This window comes from Marinomonas sp. TW1, assembly GCF_001625355.1.
Classification (GTDB): Bacteria; Pseudomonadota; Gammaproteobacteria; order Pseudomonadales; family Marinomonadaceae; genus Marinomonas.
In genome coordinates this window covers 136,215-154,367 of sequence record NZ_JSEE01000005.1, presented here as the reverse complement: position 1 = coordinate 154,367, position 18,153 = coordinate 136,215, and the positions used below count along the sequence as shown (strand labels likewise).

The 18,153-nt window shown below is 44.7% G+C and carries 15 protein-coding genes; 5 read left to right on the top strand and 10 right to left on the bottom strand.

The window, feature by feature from the left end; translation table 11 throughout:
- Nucleotides 1-45: 45 nt before the first annotated feature.
- Both rnpA and rpmH read right to left on the bottom strand, forming a co-directional pair.
- Nucleotides 46-444 (bottom strand): ribonuclease P protein component, encoded by a 399-nt coding sequence (rnpA, locus tag OA79_RS06080; protein WP_063332330.1) that lies wholly within the window; start codon nt 442-444, stop codon nt 46-48.
- Between the two features lie 8 nt (nt 445-452).
- Complete coding sequence (gene rpmH / locus OA79_RS18045; protein WP_013663328.1) at nt 453-587, bottom strand: 50S ribosomal protein L34; 135 nt, start codon at nt 585-587, stop codon at nt 453-455.
- A 512-nt stretch (nt 588-1,099) separates the two neighbouring features.
- Here rpmH and dnaA point away from each other — a divergent pair.
- From dnaA to gyrB, 4 genes are all read left to right on the top strand, one after another.
- On the top strand, nt 1,100-2,650 hold the full coding sequence (gene dnaA / locus OA79_RS06075) for a chromosomal replication initiator protein DnaA (protein WP_063332412.1): 1,551 nt from the start codon (nt 1,100-1,102) through the stop codon (nt 2,648-2,650).
- Nucleotides 2,651-2,682: 32 nt separating this feature from the next.
- The gene (dnaN, locus tag OA79_RS06070; RefSeq protein WP_063332329.1) at nt 2,683-3,780 is read left to right on the top strand and encodes a DNA polymerase III subunit beta; all 1,098 of its coding nucleotides are present in this window, start codon (nt 2,683-2,685) and stop codon (nt 3,778-3,780) included.
- 81 nt (nt 3,781-3,861) lie between these two features.
- Nucleotides 3,862-4,968: a DNA replication/repair protein RecF gene (recF, locus tag OA79_RS06065; RefSeq protein WP_063332328.1), complete on the top strand. Its 1,107-nt coding sequence runs from the start codon at nt 3,862-3,864 to the stop codon at nt 4,966-4,968.
- Nucleotides 4,969-7,392 carry a DNA topoisomerase (ATP-hydrolyzing) subunit B gene (gene gyrB / locus OA79_RS06060; RefSeq protein ID WP_063332327.1) on the top strand — a complete coding sequence of 808 codons (2,424 nt, stop codon included), beginning with the start codon at nt 4,969-4,971 and terminating at the stop codon, nt 7,390-7,392. It begins immediately after the preceding gene.
- Nucleotides 7,393-7,489: 97 nt separating this feature from the next.
- Here the strand turns inward: gyrB and OA79_RS06055 are convergent, their stop codons facing one another.
- The 4 genes from OA79_RS06055 to OA79_RS06040 all read right to left on the bottom strand — a co-directional run bounded on the left by OA79_RS06055 (nt 7,490) and on the right by OA79_RS06040 (nt 12,509).
- On the bottom strand, nt 7,490-8,341 hold the full coding sequence (locus tag OA79_RS06055; RefSeq protein WP_063332326.1) for an SDR family oxidoreductase: 852 nt from the start codon (nt 8,339-8,341) through the stop codon (nt 7,490-7,492).
- Between the two features lie 180 nt (nt 8,342-8,521).
- Nucleotides 8,522-9,292: a siderophore ferric iron reductase gene (locus OA79_RS06050; RefSeq protein WP_063332325.1), complete on the bottom strand. Its 771-nt coding sequence runs from the start codon at nt 9,290-9,292 to the stop codon at nt 8,522-8,524.
- 16 nt (nt 9,293-9,308) lie between these two features.
- Nucleotides 9,309-11,555, bottom strand: a complete 2,247-nt coding sequence (locus tag OA79_RS06045; protein ID WP_231908817.1) for a TonB-dependent siderophore receptor — start codon at nt 11,553-11,555, stop codon at nt 9,309-9,311.
- Between the two features lie 72 nt (nt 11,556-11,627).
- Nucleotides 11,628-12,509, bottom strand: a complete 882-nt coding sequence (locus OA79_RS06040; RefSeq protein ID WP_063332323.1) for an AraC family transcriptional regulator — start codon at nt 12,507-12,509, stop codon at nt 11,628-11,630.
- A gap of 206 nt (nt 12,510-12,715) precedes the next feature.
- On the opposite strand from OA79_RS06040, the gene OA79_RS06035 reads away from it, so the two are divergent.
- Nucleotides 12,716-13,840, top strand: coding sequence for an MFS transporter (locus OA79_RS06035; protein ID WP_063332322.1), 1,125 nt, complete (start codon nt 12,716-12,718; stop codon nt 13,838-13,840).
- A 55-nt stretch (nt 13,841-13,895) separates the two neighbouring features.
- Here the strand turns inward: OA79_RS06035 and gmhB are convergent, their stop codons facing one another.
- The 4 genes from gmhB to trkA all read right to left on the bottom strand — a co-directional run bounded on the left by gmhB (nt 13,896) and on the right by trkA (nt 17,921).
- Nucleotides 13,896-14,453, bottom strand: a complete 558-nt coding sequence (gene gmhB / locus OA79_RS06030; protein ID WP_063332321.1) for a D-glycero-beta-D-manno-heptose 1,7-bisphosphate 7-phosphatase — start codon at nt 14,451-14,453, stop codon at nt 13,896-13,898.
- 21 nt (nt 14,454-14,474) lie between these two features.
- Nucleotides 14,475-14,948, bottom strand: a complete 474-nt coding sequence (gene ybaK / locus OA79_RS06025) for a Cys-tRNA(Pro) deacylase (RefSeq protein ID WP_063332320.1) — start codon at nt 14,946-14,948, stop codon at nt 14,475-14,477.
- Between the two features lie 33 nt (nt 14,949-14,981).
- Nucleotides 14,982-16,430, bottom strand: coding sequence for a TrkH family potassium uptake protein (locus tag OA79_RS06020; RefSeq protein WP_063332319.1), 1,449 nt, complete (start codon nt 16,428-16,430; stop codon nt 14,982-14,984).
- 117 nt (nt 16,431-16,547) lie between these two features.
- Nucleotides 16,548-17,921, bottom strand: coding sequence for a Trk system potassium transporter TrkA (trkA, locus tag OA79_RS06015; RefSeq protein WP_063332318.1), 1,374 nt, complete (start codon nt 17,919-17,921; stop codon nt 16,548-16,550).
- Nucleotides 17,922-18,153: the final 232 nt, after the last annotated feature.

Below are 18,153 nucleotides of genomic sequence, written 5' to 3'. Positions count from 1 at the left end.
GAAAAATCACGCGCTATTAAACCAGCCTTTGGCAGTTTTTTCAGCCTATTTCTGCTTAGAATGCGAGCGTTTTTTCATTTGGGAAGGGTTTTTTGCTTTTTTGGCCAATTGTGACCAAGCCTTATCCAGTCTTGGTCTTAACGATTCATTGTCAATGTCTTTAATGCCATTGCGTGCTAAGAAGACAATGTCCAGTCCTGTCGTCGTCAATTTGTGATGACGAAACGACTCGCGTACCAAGCGTTTGATACGGTTTCGACCTACGGCGGTTTTATCGGTTTTCTTAGACACAATGAGACCTAACCGAGTTTGGTCATCGTTACGTTTGTATGCCAATAAAAGGAATTCGCCAGCAAAGACTTTTGCAGAAGTGTCGTTAAAAACGGATTGATAATCCCCGGCATTCAGTAGCCTGACTTGCCGGGGAAAACAATAATCGGTCATCAGCGTGTTTATGCGCTTAGAGCCTTACGGCCGCGAGCACGACGACGAGCGATAACTTGACGTCCGCCTTTAGTTGCCATGCGAGCACGGAAACCGTGGTTACGTTTGCGTTTCAGTACGCTAGGTTGAAAAGTTCTTTTCATTTTAGTTTCTCTCACTGAAGCAGTGTTTCAGTTTTGAGGGTTAGCGATCGCCAAGCCTCAGCATTTGATTGTCAAATCAGGGCGCGGATTTTAGAGCCTTTCCATAGTAAGTTCAATGCCTTGCTGACTTTTTATTGGTAAAAATTTAACCACAAAAGCATTAAAGTGGTTATGCACAGACTAATACACGGAAAGTGGATAAGATTTTTGAAAAAGAGTGATTTTATTCACAGATTAGCGTTGTTTTTAAATAAAGTGTTTATAAAACATTGCATTGAAGTTTATGAGAACGGTGAAAAAAGAGAAAATAATGCTTTATTTATTTGTGTATAACTAGGTGTTTTATGCACATTTTATATTTTTTATCTACTGTTGTGTATAACTCTTGCTGTTATTAACAAACCGTCGTTTGTTTGTCCGAAAGGATTTTTTTATTTAATGTGTGGATAACTCAAGTTATCCAAGGTAAAATCCGCTTCTTGTCTGTCACTCAACCAGGGAGTACGTTTACAGTGTCTTTGGAGCATTGGAATCTGTGTCTGCAACGCTTGCAGAGTGAGTTTTCCACATCTCAGTTCAACACTTGGATTCGTCCACTTGAAGCCGAAATGCTGACCGGTGGTGAGCTGTGCTTAAGTGCGCCCAATCGATTTGTGTTGGATTGGGTGAGTAACAAGTATCAAACTCGTATTAAAGAGTTATTGTCTGAATTTGCCGGAGATGACCCAGCACCAGCGTTAAGCTTGGTAGTGAAATCACAAGGTTTTGCAACGGCGTCCCCTACTCCTCCTCCTCCACCGCCACCTGTGCATCAGAATCCGCCAGTGAATTCGTTAAATACGACAACCGTATCTGAATCGGGTTATCGTCCTGGTTTTGGATTAATGGACGAAGAAGACAGTCCTCATGCGGATTTAGAGTTTGAAGCCCCTTTAACCTTATCAACGGCAGGATTAAAGGGCGATCCAGAACCATACGAACAAGGTCAATTACCTCTCACTCCACCAAAGCGCAAGGTACAAGTTGAGGGGGGGATTAACCATGGTGCAAACCTCAACAACTCTTTTACGTTCGATAACTTCGTCGAAGGTAAATCAAACCAATTGGCCCATGCTGCTGCATTACAGGTAGCGGAAAACCCTGGTGGTGCGTATAACCCACTGTTTATTTACGGCGGTGTGGGGCTGGGTAAAACTCACTTAATGCAAGCCGTGGGTACGGAGCTAATGCGCCATAACCCTAATGCCAAAGTGGTTTATCTGCATTCAGAACGTTTTGTGGCGGATATGGTTAAAGCACTACAGCTTAACGCCATCAATGATTTTAAGCGTTATTATCGTTCCGTGGATGCTTTGTTGATTGACGATATTCAGTTTTTTGCTGGTAAAGACCGTACACAAGAAGAGTTTTTCCATACCTTTAATGCCTTATTAGAAGGCGGCCAACAAATGATCCTGACTTGCGATCGTTACCCGAAAGAAATTCAAGGGTTAGAAGATCGGTTGAAGTCGCGATTTGGTTGGGGCCTTACGGTGGCCATTGAACCTCCAGAGTTGGAGACTCGTGTGGCGATCCTAATGCGTAAGGCGGATGAAAGTGGTATCAAGCTTTCTTATGATTCGGCCTTCTTTATCGCTCAGAAAATACGCTCCAATGTACGAGAGTTAGAAGGGGCGTTGAAGCGCGTTATTGCCAACTCGCATTTTACCGGTCGAGCGATTACACCGGATTTTGTTCGTGAGTCATTAAAAGATCTTTTGGCCTTGCAAGATAAGCTAGTGAACATTGATAATATTCAACGCATCGTAGCGGAATATTATAAAATCAAAATCAGTGATTTATTATCGAAACGCCGTAGTCGATCTGTGGCACGTCCACGACAAGTGGCCATGTCACTTGCGAAAGAATTAACGAATCACAGCTTGCCAGAAATTGGCGACGCCTTTGGAGGTCGAGACCATACCACGGCGTTGCATGCGATTCGCAAGATTAAAGAGCTGCAAGATACGGATTCGGATATCCGTGAAGATTACAAACAATTGATGCGAATTCTGACCACCTAATGGTCTAAGACTTTGAGTTTACGAGGAAAATAATGAAATTTTCAGTCGTCCGCGAGACACTTCTCAAACCACTTCAACTAGTGGCTGGCGTTGTAGAACGCAAACAAACCATGCCGGTATTAGCCAATGTTTTGGTGGAAGTTAAAGACCAAATATTGACGTTAACGGGCTCCGATTTGGAAGTCGAATTGGTTGGTCATGTGCCACTCGATGAATGCGAAGAAGGTCGTATTACGGTGCCTGCTCGTAAATTGATGGACATATGTAAAAGTCTGCCAGACAGCGCTGTGATTGAATTTACGTTAGATGAGCAAAAAGCGGTGATCCGTTCTGGACGTTCACGCTTTAGTTTGTCGACTTTGCCTGCAGATGAATTTCCGAATATTCAAGATATGCAGGGTGATCTGACCGTTGCCATTGCGCAAAACAGTGTTCGTCGTTTGATTGATCGCACCGGGTTTGCTATGGCAAACCAAGATGTTCGTTACTACCTGAACGGCATGTTGTTAGAAGTGGCGGATGGGCAATTACGCGTGGTGGCAACAGACGGTCACCGTTTGGCAACCGCCGTGGAAGACGCTCAAGTCAGTGGTGATTTGACGCAAGTAATCGTACCGCGTAAAGGCGTATTGGAACTCAATCGTTTGTTGAGTGACACAGATGAAAGCGTAGAGTTGACCATAGGTTCGAACCACATTCGTGCCAAAGTGGCAGATTACGTATTCACTTCAAAACTCGTGGACGGAAAATTCCCCGACTATCATCGCGTTATTCCACGTAATAATGAAAAAATCGTCATTGCTGACCGTTTGGAATTGCGTCAGGTGTTCTTACGAGCTTCTATCCTTTCCAATGAAAAATACCGTGGTGTCCGTTTGATTCTGTCCAATGGTATGTTGCAAGTGTTTGCTAACAACCCGGAACAAGAAGAAGCGGAAGAGTCGGTGTTGGTTCAATACCAAGGCGACAACATGGAAGTAGGTTTCAACGTAGGTTACTTGTTGGACGTACTGGGCGTAGTGGACTCTCAAGAAGTACGCTTGTCACTGAACGACTCTAATTCCAGTGCCTTGATTGAAGAAGCACAAAGTCATGCTGCACAATATGTTGTGATGCCAATGCGTTTGTAATGGCGTATTGACCATCTAAATGTTCGCGCCCGCTTGCGTCAGTAAGCGGGTCGTCCCTCTCCTGATCAAGGTTTAACGATTATGCCGCTGGTGCGTTTGGACATTTCTCATGTTCGCAACCTTTCTAGTGTGCGTTTTGAACCTTCGCCACAAGTGAATCTCATTGTTGGAAAAAATGGCAGTGGTAAAACTTCAGTTTTAGAAGCCATCTATTTATTATCTTTTGGCCGCTCTTTTCGCAGCCACAAACACAAAACCTACATACAACATGAAAATGAAGCCTGCTTGATCTTCGCTCAGCTTGCGCAAGCGGATGGCCGAAATACGCGTGTGGGACTGCAACGGCATCGTGATGGTCAAATTGATGTACGGATTCAAGGGCAAAGAGCACAGTCAGTTATTGAGTTGGCTGAGCGCCTGCCAGTGCAATTAATTAACCCAGATGCGTTTCGATTATTAGAGGGTTCTCCCAGTATAAGGCGACAATTTATCGACTGGGGTGCGTTTCATTTTGATCACGAGTTTATTTCTGCTTGGCGAGGCTGGCAAAAAGCATTAAAACAGCGGAATACCTTGCTCAGACGTGGTAAAATATCGGCTAGTTTGTTATCCGCTTTCGATCAAGAATTGATCCGACTGGGAGAGCAAGTCAATCTGTCGAGAAAAAAGTACGTTGAGAAGCTGACGCCACATTTTCACCGAGTATTATCCCTGCTTACGGATGAACTTAAGGTGGATCTGAATTTTTTCCAAGGTTGGGATGCGCAAAAAACATTACAAATGGCGGTTGAAGCCGGACGTGATCGAGACATTGAGCTGGGTTACACCCATACCGGCCCGCAACGAGCGGACTTACGGGTGAAAACCGCGACGGGAGATGCATTGGATACGCTTTCTCGTGGTCAACAAAAGCTGGTGGTCTCGGCGTTGAAAATTGCCCAAGGGCAGTTGTTAATTGATATGGGTCGTCCCCTTGTGTTTTTAGTGGACGATTTACCGGCTGAACTGGATAGCCAACACAGACAAAAACTGTGTCAGTTGTTGGAGTCTTTGAACAGTCAAATTTTTATTACCAGTGTTGAGCCTGACACAACGGATTTTACTTGGGCCGACAGCACAGACGTTCGTCAGTTTGTTATGCAGCAAGGCGAGTTGTCATTATTGAGCAAAGGTTTGCAGGAGAGTTAAATGAGTGAAAATAATTATGATTCGTCCAGTATCAAGGTGCTCAAAGGGCTTGATGCCGTTCGTAAACGTCCCGGAATGTATATTGGTGATACGGACGATGGCACGGGCTTACACCACATGGTCTTTGAAGTGGTCGATAATTCCATCGATGAAGCCTTAGCGGGTCACTGTGACACCATTACGGTGTTGATCCATCCAGACGAATCTATCTCTGTCTCGGATAACGGTCGTGGTATTCCTGTCGACATGCACGAAGAAGAAGGTGTATCGGCAGCCGAAGTTATCATGACAGTACTGCACGCTGGCGGTAAGTTTGACGATAACTCTTACAAGGTTTCGGGTGGTCTGCATGGCGTGGGTGTTTCGGTAGTAAACGCCCTATCGGAAAGTCTGACATTGACCATTCGCAAAAATGGCAAAATCTATGAACAGAACTATGTTCATGGTGTACCTCAAGCGCCATTAGCCATCATTGGCGACACGGATGGTGCCGGTACAACGGTTCACTTTAAACCTTCTGCAGACACCTTTAGCAACATTTTATTTGTCTACGATATTCTAGCGAAGCGTTTACGAGAATTGTCTTTCTTGAACTCTGGTGTGGCGATTCACTTAAAAGATGAACGCAGTGGTAAAGAAGAATTCTTTAATTATGAAGGTGGCTTACGTTCTTTCGTTGAGCATTTGAACACCAACAAAACACCGATAAACGACATTTTCCACTTTATTTGTCAACGTGATGACCTAGAAGACGGTATCGCAGTGGAAGTGGCGTTACAGTGGAACGAAGGTTTCCAGGAAAACATCTACTGTTACACCAATAACATTCCACAACGCGACGGTGGTACTCACCTTGCTGGTTTCCGTGGCGCTTTGACGCGTACTTTGAACAACTTCATTGAGTCAGAAGGCTTAGCGAAGAAACAAAAAGTGGCGACAACGGGTGATGACTCCCGTGAAGGTTTGACCGCCATCGTGTCGGTGAAAGTGCCGGATCCTAAGTTCTCTTCGCAAACCAAAGATAAATTGGTGTCTTCTGAGGTAAAAACCGCGGTTGAGCAAGAAATGGCAAAACGTTTCGCTGAATACCTGCTGGAAAAACCAACGGAAGCCAAAATCATTGTTAACAAGATGATTGATGCGGCGCGCGCTCGTGAAGCGGCGCGTCGTGCTCGTGATATGACTCGCCGTAAAGGTGCATTGGACATTGCTGGTTTGCCAGGTAAATTGGCAGATTGCCAAGAGAAAGACCCGGCTCTGTCTGAAATCTACCTAGTGGAGGGTGACTCTGCGGGTGGTTCTGCTAAGCAAGGTCGTGATCGTCGTACCCAAGCCATTTTGCCGCTCAAAGGTAAGATCTTGAACGTGGAAAAAGCCCGTTTTGATAAGATGTTGTCTTCGGCTGAAGTAGGCACCTTAATCACCGCTCTGGGTTGTGGTATTGGTCGTGACGAGTTTAACGCCGATAAATTACGTTATCACAGCATCGTCATCATGACGGATGCGGACGTGGATGGTTCGCACATTCGTACCTTGTTGCTGACTTTCTTCTTCCGTCAAATGCCTGAAATCATCGAGCGTGGTCATATCTTCATTGCCCAACCACCTCTGTTTAAGATTAAACGTGGTAAGCAAGAGCAGTACATCAAAGATGAAGCCGCGCTTGATCAGCATTTGATTGAAGTGGCGTTGGACGGTGCTCATATGCACGTTAATGCAGACGCTCCGGGCATTCAAGGTGAGCCTTTGGCGAAGCTGGTGCGTGACTACATCCATATTGAAGAAGACGTTGATCGTTTGGCTCGTGTGTATCCTAAAGATGTCATGGGTAAACTTCTGTACTGTAAAGAATTGACTCAAGAGCATCTGAAAGACGAAGCGGCGGTGTCTGCTTGGGTGGAAGAAATTCGCCTGCAAATGCCACAAGATGCGCGTACTGGCTTCCGTTTTGACTTTGCTGTCGAAAAAGATGAAGAACGCAGCCTTTACTTACCTGTTGTCGACATCATGTCGCACGGTGTATCGAATCGTTACCGTTTCGAAGCGGCTTTCTTTAATTCGCCTGAATACAAACGTATTGTGGCCATGTCAGAAACCATTGCCGAGTTGTTTGGTGAAGAGTCTTACATCCAGCGTGGTGAGCGTCGTCAGCCAGTCACTCAAATTGAAGAAATGAAAGCTTGGTTGATGAAAGAAGCCTCCCGTGGCATGACCATTCAACGTTATAAAGGTTTGGGCGAGATGAACCCAGATCAGCTATGGGAAACCACCATGGATCCTGATGCTCGCCGTATGTTGCGCGTGACCATCGACGATGCTGTGGCTGCGGATCAAATGTTCACGACCTTGATGGGTGACGAAGTGGAACCACGTCGTAACTTCATTCAAGACAATGCGCTTACCGTGGCTAACCTAGACGTGTAAGCTGTCTTTATAGTGATAAAACAATAAAGGCTAGACACACTGTCTAGCCTTTTTTTATGCCTAAAAAAAGCCCACCCGTATAGATAGGCTGGATTTATTAAAGAGCGGCTTTGATGCTGTCTTTGATTGACGTGGTTGGACGGCCAATCAAAGTACTTAGGTCTTTGCTATCACTGAACAGCCCGCCCTTTGATGCACCCACATCGGAATGTGCCAATAAGCCAGCAAAAGCCTCAGGCAAGCCTACGCCAATCAGAACCTTAGTGTATTCTTCAACCGGCAAATCTTGATACACCACGCTTTTACCTGTTACTTCACTAATTGCGGCAGCGTACTCTGCTAGTGTAAAGGCCTCATCACCTGCTAATTCGTAAGTTTTGCCAGCTTGATTGTCTGAGGTGATGACGATTGCAGCGGCTTCAGCATAATCTTGGCGTGCGGCTGTTGAGTATTTACCTTGTCCGGCACTGCCGAGTACGACACCATGTTCTAGCGCCATCGCCACGGAAGCCGTATAGTTTTCTGAGTACCAGCCATTACGAAGCATAACGAATGGGACACCGGATGCCACCAAAGCTTGTTCCGTTTGTACATGTTCTTCGGCTAAGGCCAATGGTGATTCTTGGGCGCGAATTATGCTGGTGTAAGCCAATAGTTCAACGTGAGCTTGCTTTGCCGCGTCAATCACATTTTTATGTTGAGGAAAGCGCTGGCCTATTTCACTTGAAGACACTAGTACCAAGCGTTTAACGCCTTCGAACGCCGCGTTTAATGACGCTGGATCTGAATAATCCGCCTTACGAACGACCACACCTTGCTCAGCAAGAGTTTGTGCTTTTTCTGGAGAGCGAACAGCTACCACGATTTGGTTGGCAGGTGTGCCACGTTTGATCAGATTGTTAACAATAAGGTTACCGAGTTGACCTGTTGCGCCTGTGACTAAAATCATAATGTATCTCCTATTGAGTAGTTGTTTAAACTGGATGAACAGCAGAATACATCACTAACAAACTTTTAGTAAGTACATACAAAAAGGTAAGTATTAGATTTATTATAAATTTTTAATAAAATGATTTAGATAGGATATTTTTATACCAATAAGTGAGTACTCACTTATTATTTTTAGAGATTATAAAACCTTATTTTTCTTTGGCTTATTGGTTTTAGGACAAGAAGCACAGAAGTTACCCTCTTCTCTGCGGAAATGTAAACAACAGGTTTGCCGCACAAATTGGGGTCCTTGGCTTGTTTGATCGATTTGTAATCTCTGTATGGCTTTCGTGGGTAAGGCTAAAACGTCTGCCCAGAGAAGAAATTCTGCTGTTAAATCGAAGTGATTATGACTCTGTTGATCTTGTTGCTGCACATAACTCTGCAGATACAGCATGGTTTCAATCAGTTGATCAGCCAATAAGGCTTGATAAAGGATTGGACGACCACCCTGCTGGGCAATCAGCTCTGACTGATAGGATTGGAATAACGAATGTAAGCCCTCGCCTAGATGTGTAATCAATGCCTTATGTGAGCTTTGGTCGAGCCATTGATCGTCTGTCAGTTGATAACCGCAAACCATCTCCCCCACTTGTTTTTGTTTGATAGTGGCGATGTTACTTGGCACGGCGCGTAAGTGATAAACGCAGATTAGGGCCAAATAAATGGGTTGCCAGCAAAGTAATCCCCAGCTGCGAATACGCCAATAAGGCGCACCCGTTTCCGGATGCGCCTGATGAATTGTTTCATGAAGAGAATTAATGAGTTTTGTAGCGTCAGGCCAAGACTCGAGGGAATCCGTTCGTGTCTTGGCCGCTTCTAGATGATGCGTTTGGCTGGGTCGTTGACCATCCAATACGGGAATCAAATGTCGAGCAGTATGGAACAACTCATCCAGATAACGCGTCATCTAGTTTTTATCCTCATTAAAATTCATAACGTCCTGTTAGTTCAAAAGAACGGTCTGCTCCGAACCAGCAGTTACTGGTGTCATAACAGGTGTAATAGGTTTCATCAAAAGCATTCGATACGCTAAATTGCACGCTGGCGCCTTGCCAATCCGCTGATAATTGTGCCAAATCGTAACCAATAGACAGGTCAACCAGCGTGTAAGAAGGCACGGTATCCGAGTTAGCTGCATCCATTTGCATTTGGCCCACATATCTTAAGCCTGCACCGAAAGAAGCACCGAGTAATGAACCTTGTTTAGGTTGATAACCTAACCAAGCGCTAACTTGTTGCTCTGGTGTCCAGATAGGTGTGTTTCCCTGAATACCATCATTACTCTTAGTCACTTCAACATCTTGATAAGTATAGGCAAGGGTCGCATTCAGTTCTTCGGTAAGCGCTTTTGTAAGTTCAACTTCTAGGCCATTCGAGGTAACTTCACCGACTTGGACTTTGTCGTAGGTACCACCATTTGGGTCTCTAGTCAGTACATTGCTTTTGACAATACTGAAAGCGGTCACCGAAGCGAGTGTGTCTGCATTTTGGAATTTTATGCCAGCTTCAACCTGATTTGCAGTGGAGGTTTTAAAGGTGTTACCAAATCTATCAGAACCAGAAACAGGCTCGAAACTTTGCGCGAAGTTAATAAAAGGTGAGAAACCATTGTTTAACTCGTATAACGCACCTACTCGACCACTGAATTGTGATTGATCGATTTCTGTTCCAGCTAAATCTTTTCCTTCAAAGTAATCATATCGTCCACCAGCAATGACAACGAGTTGATCAAAACGCATTTGATCTTGTGCATAAAAACCAAGTTGTTCTTTCTCTAATGTACCATCTCTAAAAGTATATGTGGTCAGAGTTGATGAAAGACTGTTGTTATCTGGGTTGAAAATATCAATGCTGAGAGGCGTGAAATATGCCTTGGTTAAATTTGGAACGCTATTATTGGTTGCATACGTTGGGTCTAAGTAGTTGACATTAAGTCCAGAGTCTTTATATACAACGTCAGACTCAAGTTTTAAGTAATCAACACCAAACAGAAGGTTATGCTCTACGTTATCAATATCAATTATGGCTGCAAGTTGGTTATCAATATTGATGCCTTTTGATGATTCATCTGTTGAGTAGACATTTCGGTAGTAAGTACTGCTGTCATTAATGTCAAATCCATAAGTGTTGCCATACTCAGAATCCAAATAGGCGGCGATTTCACTTTCTAAGCCAAGTCCATAAGTATTTCTTTGTTTGGCTTTAGCTTGAGTAAAGCGAACATTTTGAAGAAAGCTCCAAGTATCATTAATCTCATGTTCTAATTTATAACCAAACAATAAGACTTCACGTTCGTAGGTCTCCCAGTTTTCGTCGCCTAAATAAGCGTTTGAAGACAGTCGACTACCATTATTTTTATTGACGGTACCTTGTCCTGGAAGAGACGAATATACCCCCATCTCAGGGTCATTTTGATAATACATATTCAGATTCAAGAAGGTTGAATCGCTAAGTTGAATATCCAAGGATGGTGCGATAAGAATACGTTCTTCTTCCGCTGTTGTGGATTGACCGTCCTTTTGACGAGCCAAACCAATGACGCGATAGTTTACACTGTCACTAATTGCACCTGTAGAATCAAACTGTATCTGTTGTTTATTATCGCTGCCAAAAGTGATTTCCACACTGTTGGCAGCGTCCTCTTGAGGGGATTTACTGATGATGTTGACCATACCGCCTGGTGGCATTTCACCGTATAAGGTTGAAGTTGGTCCTTTGAATATTTCAATTTGATCAACCACAGCTGTATCAATTTGCGGTTGTAAGTTCCATTCATTGTATAGCAGCGGTAAACCGTCTAATAAGACAGTATCGTTATCAAAACCTCGAATGTTAAACAAATCTAGGCGTGTTACAGAACCGCCGCGCAGTTCAGTATTGATTCCAGAGCTGTATCGCACGGCTTCTGCTAAACTTTCTACGCCCCGTTCTTCGAGTACCTCACCATCTATTATACTGATGGCTTGTGGTGTTTCTTCTGCATCCAATTGGGTTTTGGTGGCCGTGTTACGATAGGTTTGGCCTTTTACTTCAAGGGTGCTTAGGTCATTCGTATCGATGGTATCTTCCGCGATGGCTTGACCTGTCGCAACGGCGATTGCTAAGGCGATCAAAGTAGGTCGAAATGACTGAGTCGATTTCATTGTTGCTCCGAGAATAATGTTAGTCATGAGAATGACTCTCATTCTATTGATATCACCTTTGGAAAACTTAACGATTTGGTGCAAGTTATGACTCTTACCTTACTTTCTCGGTGTAATCGGTAACCAATATTCCATATAACTGCTTGGATCGGCAGGATCATAGTGGGATTGATACATTTCCAGTTCAAAACCAGACACGCCGTTGTAGTCAGAATCTGGTAGCCAATAAAACAGAAACCAACGAACCGCTTCTTCAATGGCTTGAACCTTACCGTGAACGGGAATAACGGCGTATTCCTGAGCGGGCACGGTCAGTGTTGGGTAGTTGTCAGGCAGCATGGTTTGTTCTGCATAGCTGGCCCAATAGTGCATTTGTTCAGGGTGTTTGGCACAAAATTGGGTATTAATGACGCCAATTGGCTGTCCTTTTGGATTACCTTCAGCGACTTCACTGTCCACTTTGCGCCATAATTCCCTGACTTTATGTTGAAAGTCTGGTTGGTTTGAAAAAGGTCCATAGATCCAATCGCATTGAGCTTTAAGTTGAAATGAACCGCGGTTTTCGATGCGAATCTGAGTAAAGGCCTTCGGCGCTTCGACTCTGTGATTGGCCTGTCGGTACTGTAATGGAGTGCGCAAACCTTGGCGTATACCGCGCTGACGATAGTCTCTTGGTGTGGTATGGAACATTTGCTTAAAAGCTCGGGAAAAGCTGATTTCCGAATCAAATCCACATTGCATCGCAATGTCCAAATGTCGTTGCTGACTGGAAAGAAGCAGCTCTGCAGCATGACTGAGTCTGAGTTCTCGAGTGTATTGTGCCACCGTTAGTCCTGTGGCTTCACCAAAGACGCGTTGAAACTGCCAGCGTGACCAACAGCTTTTCTCAGCTAATTCGGCCACATGGATGGTTTCATCTAAATGGTCATGGATATAGTCGAGCACCTTTTCAATGCGATTCAACTTGTCTTGGTTTGTCATAGGAGTATCTAGCGCAACATCAAATAATAACTATTATCATCTAATTAAGTGGTGCTGCCAATGATCTATCCTCAGTTGTTTAAAGAGTTTTGAAAAGCCCTAGGATTTAATCAGCTTGCATGATTAAATTCTGCAGATTGTGAACAATAATAACCTCATGTGAGTCATTGAAAGACGAGCAGATGAATACTTTTGGATGAGCAGCGATGAAAGAACTTTCCCGTACAAGCTTATATTGCGCTATGTTCATAGCGATTGGTGCGGTTGCCGGTTTGTTGGGCCCGAGCTTAATTTATTTATCCGATCTGATTGACGCCTCGGTTGCTGAGATTTCCGTTGTGTTTACAGCACGTGCTATCGGCAATATTCTCGGCGCATTGTTGGCCGGACGAATGTACGAGCGCTGGCAAGGCCATCATTACATCATGCTTATGTTGGGCATTATGATTGTCGCCTTGGTCTTGGTGCCCTTCTCAACCAGTCTAAGCATGTTAATGGTGTTGTTCTTTTTGCTGGGAGCGACGGAAGTGTCAGCGAACGCTGGTGGCAATATGATGATGATTTGGTTGCATAAGGAGAAAGTGGGCTCCTATGTCACCGTATTGCATTTGTGCCATAGTGCCGGCTCTATGTTAGCGCCATTGATTTTGGTGTTTTCTGGATGGTTAGGACAAGATTACGGTGCGGGTTATTGGTTAGTTGCTCTCTATGCTGTCTTCTTACCCTTGTTGTTATGGCGACAGCCCAGTCCAACGTTTGAAGCCAGAGCGCAAGAAGTGGTGCCAGAGACGAAGCAAAAAGCCACTTTTTTAGCGTTTGTGACGGTGATTTTCCTCTATGTTGGTTTTGAAATTACCATTGCTGGCTGGATAAGTACCTATGCGGTGTTATCTGGCGTAGAACAAAATGCGGCGGCCATTCTGGTCACCTGGTTCTTTGTCAGTATTTCCATTGGCCGTTTGGTCTCTGTACCGTTACTGCGTTTTATTACCCCTCAGCAAGGGGTGAATTTGCATTTGTGTATCGCGGCTTCGGGTGTGTTGGCGATGATCTTTTCAGACGCGTCGTTTGTGCTGGTGGCGTTATGGTTAGGCCTTGGCTGCTCCGCCTTCTTCCCCATGGTGTTTTCATATGCCAATAGCATCATGGCCTTAAATGGTAAACGCACGGCCTTTGTGTTTGTGTGTTGTGGTTTAGGTGCCTTAGTCGCGCCAACGTTAACGGGCCCAATCATTGAGCTGTTTAGTGTTGACGCTTTTCCCTATTTACTGGCGTGTTTGATCAGTATGATTGCTGTGAGTTGGTATCGTTTATCCAGCATGACAAAATAATTTATATGACACCCAGTATGTAAGTGCTTACATACTGGGTTTATTGTTATATTGATTAGTTGTATTTATGCAGTAGTGCAATGCTAAAGGCGGCTAAGTCTGTGTAAACTTCAAACGCAAAAGGAATGTCCTTGTACTGAGTTTGACGACCTTTTCCGGTTAGCACTAATACTGACTGACAACCTCTGGCATGTCCCGCCTGTAAATCTCGTAATGAGTCCCCTACCATGACAGCTGGCGTGCTGTTGAAGCTAACACCTAACTGAGCTTCTATCTTTTCGATCATGCCGCTTTTCGGTTTACGGCACAAGCAGTTGTCGTCTGGCCCATGGGGACAATACTCAATGCCTTGAATCGTGCCGCCTTCTGCGGCAACTAAGCTGGTCATTTTATCGTGCATGGCTTGCAGAGTGGCTTCGTCATAGTAGCCTCGAGCGATGCCTGACTGATTGGTTACAACGAAGATTTGAAATCCCGCTTTTGATAATGCCGCGATGGATTTGATGCTGCCTGGGATAGGCTGCCATTCGGCAACGGATTTTACATAGGCATCGGAGTCTTGATTGATGACGCCGTCTCTGTCCAACAGGATGATGGGTTTGATGTGTGGCATGAGTCTTCTCTTGCTGATGTTTTATTTGGGCTGAGCGATATTGGCAAAGCGAGCTTGACGGCATAAGTGACTCAGGTCTTGTGGCGCAAGACCAATGTCTAGACCTCTTTGTCCGCCACTCACATACACCTTAGGGTAAGCTTGAGCGGATTCATCGACACAGGTAATCAGTGCTTTCTTCTGTCCTATTGGGCTGATACCACCCACTAAGTAGCCTGTGATGCGTTCCGCCTCTTTGGCGTCAGCCATACGCAGTTTCTTAACGCCAAAGACACTGGCGGTACGCTTTAAATTGAGTTGCCCTGTCACGGGAACAATGGCGACAAAAAATTGCTTTTCATCGGTAACCAATAACGTTTTGAACACGGTCGCTGGCGCTAAGTTAAGTTTGCTCGCGGCTTCTTCGCCAAAATTTTGGCAATGTGTATCATGTTCGTATTCATGCAATGTAAAAGAAAATTTGTGTTTTTTAAGCTGATCAATTGCGGGTGTCATGTCTGAGTCATCCTAATTGAATTCATCAAATCACTATTTCTGCCAGAACATAGGCGTGAACAATACCAGTAAGGTAAAGACTTCCAAGCGGCCAAGCAGCATTGCAAAACACAACATCCATTTAGCTGGGTCGCCAATGCTGGTAAAGCTACTGGCCACTTCACCCAGTCCGGGACCTAGGTTATTTAAGGTGGCAGCCACGGCCGACCAAGCGGTTACTTGGTCCAAGCCGGTTGCCATTAGACCTATCATCAAAATGACGTAAACCAATAAGTAAGCCGAGAAGAAGCCCCATACTGCAGATACCACACGCTCTTGTACGGCTTTACCGCCCACCTTAACCGGAATCACTGCGTTAGGGTGGATTAAGCGTTGGATTTCACGTATGCCTTGTTTGAGGATTAATAGAATACGAATTACCTTCATACCGCCACCCGTTGAGCTGGCACAGCCACCAACAAACGAGGTTACGATAAGCAAGAAAGGCAAAAAATGCGGCCAAGTGGAAAAGTCTGAGGTACCAAAACCTGAGGTGGTCGCAATGGACACACTTTCGAACAAGGCATAACGTAATGAAGTGGTCCAATCAAAGGTGGCAGTCATGGCCAGCACTAAAGTGGACAGGATCACAGTACTGCATAGGATGAGTAGGAAGAAGCGTGCCTCAGGGTCTTTGAAGTAATGCCATACGCTTTTGTGTCGCCAAGCATAAAAGTGCAACGCAAAGTTAAAGGCTGATACGATCATAAAGAAGGTACAAATCAGCTCGATTGCGACACTGTTGAAGTAACCGATACTGGCATCATGGGTTGAGAAACCGCCGATTGCCACGGTGGAAAAACTATGACAAATGGCATCGAACAAACTCATGCCTGCAATCCAATAACCCAAAGCACAAACGGACGTTAACGTCGCGTAGATATACCATAAGGCTTTTGCTGTCTCTGCGATTCGCGGCGTGAGCTTAGTGTCTTTGACAGGCCCTGGGGTTTCCGCTCGATATAACTGCATACCACCAATGCCGAGCATTGGCATAATGGCGACCGCGAGAACGATGATACCCATGCCGCCTAACCAAGTAAGTAACTGACGATAAAACAGAATGGATTTGGGTAACACATCGATGCCCGTCAGAATGGTGGCACCGGTTGTGGTTAAACCAGATATGGATTCAAACAAGGCATCGGTAAAGGTGAGGTCTGGTGTCTCAGCAAGAAAGAAAGGCACAGATCCGAATAGCCCCAATACAGACCAGAATAAAACGGTCACTAAGAAGCCATCGCGAATCTTCAATTCCCCTCTTTCTTTGCGTACCGGGAACCAGAGAATAAAGCCGCCCATTAGGTTGATCCCCAATGCATACAAAAAGGCAGATAAAACACCGTCGTCGTAAATGAGAGACACAATAATGGGAGGTATCAGCGACACACTGAAGACCATGACCAATAATCCGATGACCCGTAAGATGACCTTAAAATGCATATCTATGTCCTAACATTCGGCTACTGGCTGAGACGGTAGTGCCGAACAATGGCTGTAATCTGATGTTAATCTCAATAGCTTATGTCCCTTAACTCTTATGTAAGAGACAGTGCTCTTTTAGAAGAAGGTCAATCCTACTTGAAAGAGTTGCTCTACTGCTGGAATTTGTTTTTTGTTTGTCACGAAAATAATGATGTGGTCTTCTGCTTGAACCACTAACTCACTGGTTGCGACCATGACATCATCACCTCGTACGATCGCCCCTATGGTTGCCCCTTCAGGAAGATTGATATTGGCGATACTGCGCCCGACTACTTTTGATGAGCGATGATCACCATGAGCTACGGCTTCCAGAGCTTCTGCTGCGCCTTTACGCATAGAGTGAACGTTCACCACATCACCACGACGAATATAACTTAACAAAGAGCTGATGGTGGTGTGTTGCGGCGAGATGGCAATGTCGATCATGCCTTCTTGTACTATGTCTACGTAGGCTGGGTTATTAATGATGGTCATGACAGTACGAACGCCCAACACTTTGGCTAACATAGAAGACATGATGTTGGCTTCATCGTTATTAGTGAGTGCGCAGAATACGTCAGTAGATTCGATGTTTTCTTCTAATAAGAGTTCTTGTTTAGAAGCATCGCCATTAAGCACTATCGTGTTATCGAGAGTTTCAGAAAGGTAGCGACAACGTTCTACATCGCGTTCGATAATTTTGACGCGATACTCTTTCTCCAGACTCTGCGCCAAACGTTCACCTATGTTACCGCCACCGGCAATAATAATGCGACGATAAGGTGTGTCCAATGGGCGCAACTCGCTCATTACATCCAGTACATCTCGTTGTGCTGTCAGAAAGAAAACTTCGTCGTTAGCGCGAATGTGAGTGTTGCCATCAGGTGAAATGGATTTACCGTCACGATAGATGGCTGCGATACGTGTCTGGATAGAAGGCATGTGTTCTTTTAAGAAACTGATAGGTTGATCTATTAACGGACCGCCCTTTTCGGCTTTGACCACCACGAGTTGTACCTTACCCTCAGCAAACTCCATAACCTGCAATGCACCTGGGTAGCGAATCAAACGACTCAAATGCTTAGTCACTTCTTTTTCGGGACTGATGCGCACGTCCATTGGTAAGGCTTGATCGCTGAATAACGTTGGGTAGTTTGAATAAGCGCTGGAACGTACGCGACCAATTTTAGTCGGTGTTTTAAACAAGGTATGAGCAACCTGACAGGCCACCATATTAGTTTCATCTTGGTTACTCACCGCGATGAGCATGTCGGCATCGTTACAGCCAGCTTGATTAAGAACGTCAGGATGCGAACCACTGCCTTCTACTGTTTGTATGTCGAGTCTGTCTTGCAGTTCTCTAAGGCGATTTAAATCGGTGTCAATGACCGTAATGTCGTTATCTTCGCTTGCTAGATTTTCAGCCAGAGTCGCGCCAACCTGACCGGCTCCAATAATGATGATTTTCATACTTCGCCTTAGCAGAGCTCATCGATTGCCCTACTGTTTCTTATTCAATTCAGTTTTAGAATGTTGACTCGAACTTGTCTGAAAGTTTTAGCCGGTAGACTATCGGTGTGCGATCCATCTTCTTTCTTTATATGGAGAGTATGACAACCTTAATAGCCTTATGGGTAAAGTCTACCTACATAAGCGAGATTATTTAACTTGATCTACCAAAATACTGATAATTATTTTTACA

Bases quoted from the DNA above. Each gene is read 5' to 3' on its own strand.
- OA79_RS06040 (WP_063332323.1), bottom strand. From the start codon at position 12,509: ATGACAAACCAAGACAAGTTGAATCGCATTGAAAAGGTGCTCGACTAT.
- recF (WP_063332328.1), top strand. From the start codon at position 3,862: ATGCCGCTGGTGCGTTTGGACATTTCTCATGTTCGCAACCTTTCTAGT.
- rpmH (WP_013663328.1), bottom strand. From the start codon at position 587: ATGAAAAGAACTTTTCAACCTAGCGTACTGAAACGCAAACGTAACCAC.
- OA79_RS06035 (WP_063332322.1), top strand. From the start codon at position 12,716: ATGAAAGAACTTTCCCGTACAAGCTTATATTGCGCTATGTTCATAGCG.
- trkA (WP_063332318.1), bottom strand. From the start codon at position 17,921: ATGAAAATCATCATTATTGGAGCCGGTCAGGTTGGCGCGACTCTGGCT.
- OA79_RS06045 (WP_231908817.1), bottom strand. From the start codon at position 11,555: ATGACTAACATTATTCTCGGAGCAACAATGAAATCGACTCAGTCATTT.
- gyrB (WP_063332327.1), top strand. From the start codon at position 4,969: ATGAGTGAAAATAATTATGATTCGTCCAGTATCAAGGTGCTCAAAGGG.
- rnpA (WP_063332330.1), bottom strand. From the start codon at position 444: ATGACCGATTATTGTTTTCCCCGGCAAGTCAGGCTACTGAATGCCGGG.
- ybaK (WP_063332320.1), bottom strand. From the start codon at position 14,948: ATGACACCCGCAATTGATCAGCTTAAAAAACACAAATTTTCTTTTACA.
- OA79_RS06020 (WP_063332319.1), bottom strand. From the start codon at position 16,430: ATGCATTTTAAGGTCATCTTACGGGTCATCGGATTATTGGTCATGGTC.
- OA79_RS06055 (WP_063332326.1), bottom strand. From the start codon at position 8,341: ATGATTTTAGTCACAGGCGCAACAGGTCAACTCGGTAACCTTATTGTT.
- gmhB (WP_063332321.1), bottom strand. From the start codon at position 14,453: ATGCCACACATCAAACCCATCATCCTGTTGGACAGAGACGGCGTCATC.
- OA79_RS06050 (WP_063332325.1), bottom strand. From the start codon at position 9,292: ATGACGCGTTATCTGGATGAGTTGTTCCATACTGCTCGACATTTGATT.
- dnaN (WP_063332329.1), top strand. From the start codon at position 2,683: ATGAAATTTTCAGTCGTCCGCGAGACACTTCTCAAACCACTTCAACTA.